Origin of the sequence: Arthrobacter sp. HMWF013 (genome assembly GCF_003061105.1) — a bacterium.
Lineage (GTDB): Bacteria > Actinomycetota > Actinomycetes > Actinomycetales > Micrococcaceae > Arthrobacter.
Genome location: NZ_QAIQ01000041.1, coordinates 1 through 4,978 on the forward strand (window position 1 = coordinate 1; position 4,978 = coordinate 4,978).

General features: G+C 65.1%; 7 protein-coding genes. 1 reads left to right on the forward strand and 6 read right to left on the reverse strand.

Going from position 1 to position 4,978, the window contains the following annotated elements; genetic code table 11:
- Together DBR22_RS02100 and DBR22_RS02105 are read right to left on the reverse strand one after the other, a co-directional pair.
- Positions 1 to 711, reverse strand: a 711-nt coding sequence (locus tag DBR22_RS02100; RefSeq protein ID WP_375134867.1) for a redox-sensing transcriptional repressor Rex, incomplete at its 3' end; no start/stop codon positions are given.
- Positions 712 to 801: 90 nt separating this feature from the next.
- The gene (locus tag DBR22_RS02105) at positions 802 to 1,056 is read right to left on the reverse strand and encodes a glutaredoxin family protein (protein WP_108597569.1); all 255 of its coding nucleotides are present in this window, start codon (positions 1,054 to 1,056) and stop codon (positions 802 to 804) included.
- Positions 1,057 to 1,134: 78 nt separating this feature from the next.
- Between DBR22_RS02105 and DBR22_RS02110 the strand changes: the two genes are divergently transcribed.
- Positions 1,135 to 1,953, forward strand: coding sequence for an HAD family hydrolase (locus tag DBR22_RS02110; RefSeq protein WP_108597571.1), 819 nt, complete (start codon positions 1,135 to 1,137; stop codon positions 1,951 to 1,953).
- A gap of 176 nt (positions 1,954 to 2,129) precedes the next feature.
- Here the strand turns inward: DBR22_RS02110 and DBR22_RS02115 are convergent, their stop codons facing one another.
- The 4 genes from DBR22_RS02115 to DBR22_RS02130 all read right to left on the reverse strand — a co-directional run.
- The gene (locus tag DBR22_RS02115; protein WP_003792170.1) at positions 2,130 to 2,228 is read right to left on the reverse strand and encodes a 30S ribosomal protein bS22; all 99 of its coding nucleotides are present in this window, start codon (positions 2,226 to 2,228) and stop codon (positions 2,130 to 2,132) included.
- Between the two features lie 215 nt (positions 2,229 to 2,443).
- Positions 2,444 to 2,656, reverse strand: a complete 213-nt coding sequence (locus DBR22_RS02120) for a helix-turn-helix domain-containing protein (RefSeq protein WP_058931377.1) — start codon at positions 2,654 to 2,656, stop codon at positions 2,444 to 2,446.
- 140 nt (positions 2,657 to 2,796) lie between these two features.
- Entirely contained in the window at positions 2,797 to 3,954 is a 1,158-nt protein-coding gene (locus DBR22_RS02125; RefSeq protein WP_258229011.1) for a 3-deoxy-7-phosphoheptulonate synthase, read from the reverse strand.
- A gap of 242 nt (positions 3,955 to 4,196) precedes the next feature.
- Positions 4,197 to 4,978: acetylxylan esterase (locus tag DBR22_RS02130; RefSeq protein ID WP_108597573.1), on the reverse strand; the 782-nt coding region annotated here is incomplete at its 5' end.

Sequence of the window (4,978 nt, forward strand, 5' to 3'; positions counted from 1 at the left end):
GGTCTGCTCGGGAGCCTGTTCCGGGGCCTGCGCGCGCTGGGCGTGGTAGGCCAGGATCTGCAGTTCCGTGGCCATGTCCACCTTGCGGAGGTTGACGCTGGCCGGCACCTGCAGCATCACGGGGGCGAAGCTCAGGATGCTGTGCACACCCGCCGCCACCACGCGGTCGCAGATCTGTTGTGCCACTGCTGCCGGCAGTGCCAGGACCACCATGTTTGCCCCGGTCCGCTGCAGCACCGTTTCCAGGTCGGCGACGTCGCTCACGCGCAGCCAACCCACTTCATTGCCGACCACCATCTGATCGGCGTCGAAAATTGCCACCACATCGAAACCCCGGGACTCGAATCCCCCGTACCGGGCCAGGGCCTTGCCCAGGTTGCCGGCGCCAACAATGGCGACCTTCCAGTCGTGCGTCAGGCCCAGGGCCGCGGAGATATGGCGGCTGAGGTACTGCACCTCGTAGCCGACGCCGCGCGTGCCGTAGGAGCCAACGTGCGAGAGGTCCTTGCGCAGGGTTGATGAACTGACGCCCGACGCTTCCGCCAGGGATTCCGAAGACACCCGCTCCACACCCTCTGAAAGCAGGGTGTTCAGGGCGCGCAGGTAAATGGTCAGCCGGGCCACTGCTGCCGGCGGAATCTGTTTGGCGGGGTCAGCGCCGTGCACCGCCGGGGCTGCGGGGACTATCAGGGACGGGTCCAGCGAAGTCACTTTCCCCTCCCTCCCATCGCGTCGTGACTCCACTCTAGAGCCCCGCTGCCGGTGCCAACAAAGCCTGTGCCATTCTGCGTAACCGCGTCCTTACTGGGCCATGGCACGTTGGAGGACCCGCGCCAGACGGATTTCGTCGATCTTCCAGAAGTCGCGCTGGATGCCGTCCACCAGCACCACGGGAATTTCCTCGGCGTACCGCTCCCGCAGTTCCGGAAGCCCGTCCACCAACTGCTCGGTCCACTCAAGTCCGAGTGAGGCTGCCACGCGTTCGACGGCGTCGCGCGCCTCTGCGCACAGGTGACAGTCAGCTTTGGTGATGAGCACGATGTCCGGTTTTGCCATGTATTAACCGTATCCCCCTTTGGACCGGACCGCGGGGCGGGGACGGCGGTGCCCCGGCCATTGACTAGACTCGTGGACATGCCCGAGGAGAAGTACGTCGCTGTTCTCACGCAGCCGGATGCGATGCCGCAGACCAGTGAAGCCGCCTTCTTCGACGTCGACAACACCCTCATGCGGGGCGCCAGCCTGTTCCACGTGGCCCGGAAGATGCACCAGCGCGGCGCCTTCACTCTGATGCAGGCCGCAGGGTTTGCCTGGAAGCAGTTCAAGTTTGTGGCGCGGGGCGAGAACATGGACGACGTCCACGCCGTCCGCGATTCGGCCCTCACCCTTGCCGAGGGCATCACCGTTGAAGACGTCAAGGCCCTGGGCGAAGAGGTCTATGACGAGATGATCGCATCCAGGATCTGGCCCGGAGCCAAAGCCCTGGCCCAGCAGCACCTCCGCGTGGGCCGGCGCGTCTGGCTGGTCACGGGCACTCCCATCGAAGTTGCCGCGGTCATCTCAAGCCGGCTCGGCCTCACGGGTGCGCTGGGGACCGTGGGCGAAATCGCCGACGGAATGTACACCGGCCGGCTGGTAGGCGATATCCTGCATGGCTCGGCCAAGGCAGTAGCCGTCCAGGAACTGGCAGACCTTGAAGGCCTGGACCTGAAGCGCTGCTGGGCTTACAGCGACTCGTACAACGACATTCCGCTGCTGACCCTCGTAGGGCACCCGGTAGCCATCAATCCGGACGCCCGGCTCCGCCGCCACGCACGCGACCACAACTGGCCGGTCTACGATTTCCGGTCCGGCCGCCGCGCCGCCACCCTGGGACTCAAGGCAGCCACAGCCTGCGGCGCCGTCTACGGCCTCTGGCGAGGCTTCTCCCGCATCCGCGGCCCCCGGGTCTAGCCTGCCCCCGGACACGCTTGAGGACTACGGCCACGCGTTCGGTACGAGGACACCCGGATCCGCGCGTCCTCCCGCCGAGAGTGAGTCCCGGTTACGCGTAGATGGCGACCCAACGCCGACACAAAAATGCCCGCTGCCGGGAAGGCAACGGGCATTTCACGCAGTTCGAAGTATCTCTACTTCTTATTGCGGCGCTGGTGACGGGTCTTGCGAAGCAGCTTGCGGTGCTTCTTCTTGGCCATACGCTTGCGACGCTTCTTAATAACTGAACCCACGAAAGTTCCTCACAAACTAGATGCAGTACCTGTCTGATGGAACCGGTCCGTGAGCAAAGCTACAGACTGAAACAACTGACAGATTCTTACAATGACGTAAAACGTTCCTTAACAGGGTACCGCTTCTTTGCGGCGACTACTGACGGCAGCCTTTCCAGGGCTGAAACCAGCGACATTGTGTACCTGGACTGTAGCGTGACCGGCGTTGGTGCCGATCACGCCGTTTCGGAGTGGCCGTCCACCACAGCACCCTTGAGGTACTGCTCGACGGCGCTCTCCGGCACGCGGTACGAGCGGCCGAACCTCACTGCAGGCATTTCACCGGAATGGACCAACCGGTAAACGGTCATTTTGGAGACGCGCATGACCTCGGCCACTTCGGCGACGGTCAGGAACTTCGCGTTCGAGAAGTTCTGTTCTGCGGACATTTCCCTATTCCTTTGCTGACGGATGACGTGCATTGACCCCAGCTGTGTTCCATTGCGGTGTGCCGATGCTGAGCCATCCACCAACCATGTGATAGATACTCTAGAGGTTCATGGGGCTGTAGTGAAAGTGTTGCGGGTAATCATTCCGCCGAGCGCCGCTTCCGCACGGACGCCGCGAGCTGGTTAAGGACCGAAACCGATACCTCCCAGTCCATGCACGCGTCCGTGACGCTCTGCCCGTAGACCAGTCCGGACCGCCCGGCAGCGTGTTCGGCCACGTCCAGGTTCTGGGCACCGCCCACCAGGAAGCTCTCCAGCATGACCCCTGCGATGGCGTGCGCCGACTGGCCGCCGTCCTCCAGCTGGGCACCGATCTCGAGGGCAACTTCCGCCTGCCGGTGGTGGCTCTTGCCGCTGTTGGCATGGCTGGCGTCCACGATCAGCCGCGGGTTCAACGCCTTTGCGGCGAGCTTGCCGGAGGCGCTTTCGACGTCGGCAGCCGAGTAGTTGGGCCCCTTCCGTCCGCCACGGAGGATCACGTGCGTGTCCGGATTCCCGGCGGTGGCCACCAACGCCGCCCGGCCCTCCCCGTCGATCCCCAGGAACGCCTGAGCGGCCCCGGCGGCACCGCAGGCGTCGATCGCAACCTGAAGGTCGCCGTCGGTCCCGTTCTTGAAGCCGATGGGCATGGACAGGCCGGACGCCAGCTGGCGGTGGATCTGGCTTTCGGTGGTGCGCGCCCCGATGGCACCCCACGAGATCAGGTCCGCCATGTACTGCGGGCTGATCGGCTCGAGGAATTCGGTGGCGGTAGGCAGTCCGAGGGCGGTGACCTGCTGGAGGAACTGGCGCGCGGTCCGGAGCCCGGTTTCCATGTCGTGGCTGCCGTCCAGGCGCGGATCGTTGATCAGGCCTTTCCAGCCCACGGTGGTGCGCGGCTTTTCGAAGTAGGCCCGCATCACGATCAGGAGGTCTTCCTTGTGCTTTTCTGCCTGGCTCACCAGCCGGCGGGCGTATTCCAGGCCCGCTTTGGGATCGTGGATGGAGCACGGGCCCACAATCACCAGCAGCCTGTCGTCCACGCCGTCCATGATGGCGCGGACCTCATCGCGTCCGCGTTCGACGACGTCGGTCACCCGGGCGTCCAGCGGCAGCTCGGCGATGAGCGCCTGGGGCGTGGGCAGCGGCGTGAATTCGCTGACGCGCAGGTTGGACGTGGATTTCGCTGCGCCTGCAACGGCAGCTGCGCCTGCCTGCGTGTCGGCGGGGGCGGCGGTGATGGCTGGTGCGGTGCTCATGTGGGGTCCTGTTCCGAAAGAGGAAGCGGGCCCGAATTCAGAACCCGCCGGGAAATGGCGAAGGGCAGAGAATGATCTCTGCCCTGTTGGCTCTGAAGGTGATTGGATGCGTGTCAGTTAGACGCGGGCCCCTCCAGAGCCAACGAAAAATACGCATACCAACGGTTTGTCATAGCCACACCATAACGGCACGCCGCAGCCACCGCCAAATCGTCACCCTTACCGTCGCAGCTACACAGGTGTCACCCCAGGAGCTTGCGGAGGAACTGCAGCTGCCTGATCCAGTGGTGCTCCTGGCCGCCCTCGTGGTTGTTGAACCGGTACACCTCAATGTCCTTGGCAGCACCCGTCCCGGACACAGCGCCGGCCCCTGCCCCGTATGCGTTGAAGCTGGCGAACACCGTGGACGGCGGGCAAATATCGTCCATCTGCGCCGCTGAGTACAGGGCGGGTGCGGTGGCCCAGCGGGCCAGGTTGACGCCGTCGAAGTAGTTCAGCACGTCCAGGATGGGCTCGTACCGTTCACGGTGCCGGGCCAGGAAGGCCGCGATCTCGGGATACGGGCCCCTGGGCGTGATGTCGATGGCGCGTGGGAAGTCCTGCAGGAAGGGGACATCAGGCAGCGCGGCGATCACGCCGTCGAGCCTTCCGGCCACCAGCCCCGCTGTGGCCACCACGATTCCGCCACCCTGGCTGACGCCGGCGAGCACCACGCGGGAGGCGTCCACCCCGGGGTGCGACTGGGCGGCTTCCACCGCGCGGAAGGCGTCAACGTAGACCCGGCGGTAGTAATAGTCCTCCCGGCTGCCCACTCCCCTGGTCATGAGGCCGGCATAGGCCACCTCGCCGGCGGACGGGTGGGGGTCCGGGGTGTGCCCGAGCGTCCCGCCGTACCCCTGCCCCCTGGTGTCCATGATGAACTGCGCATAACCCGCCTGGGCCCATTTGGTGTCCTGGTTGACCAGCCCGCGCCCGCCCGAGTAGCCCACATAATGAACGACGACGGGTAGCGGGGTTCCGGGGG

What these genes read in the sequence shown, in the direction of transcription:
- DBR22_RS02120 (WP_058931377.1), bottom strand. Translation starts at nt 2,656, where the DNA reads ATGTCCGCAGAACAGAACTTCTCGAACGCGAAGTTCCTGACCGTCGCC.
- DBR22_RS02110 (WP_108597571.1), top strand. Translation starts at nt 1,135, where the DNA reads ATGCCCGAGGAGAAGTACGTCGCTGTTCTCACGCAGCCGGATGCGATG.
- DBR22_RS02125 (WP_258229011.1), bottom strand. Translation starts at nt 3,954, where the DNA reads ATGAGCACCGCACCAGCCATCACCGCCGCCCCCGCCGACACGCAGGCA.
- DBR22_RS02105 (WP_108597569.1), bottom strand. Translation starts at nt 1,056, where the DNA reads ATGGCAAAACCGGACATCGTGCTCATCACCAAAGCTGACTGTCACCTG.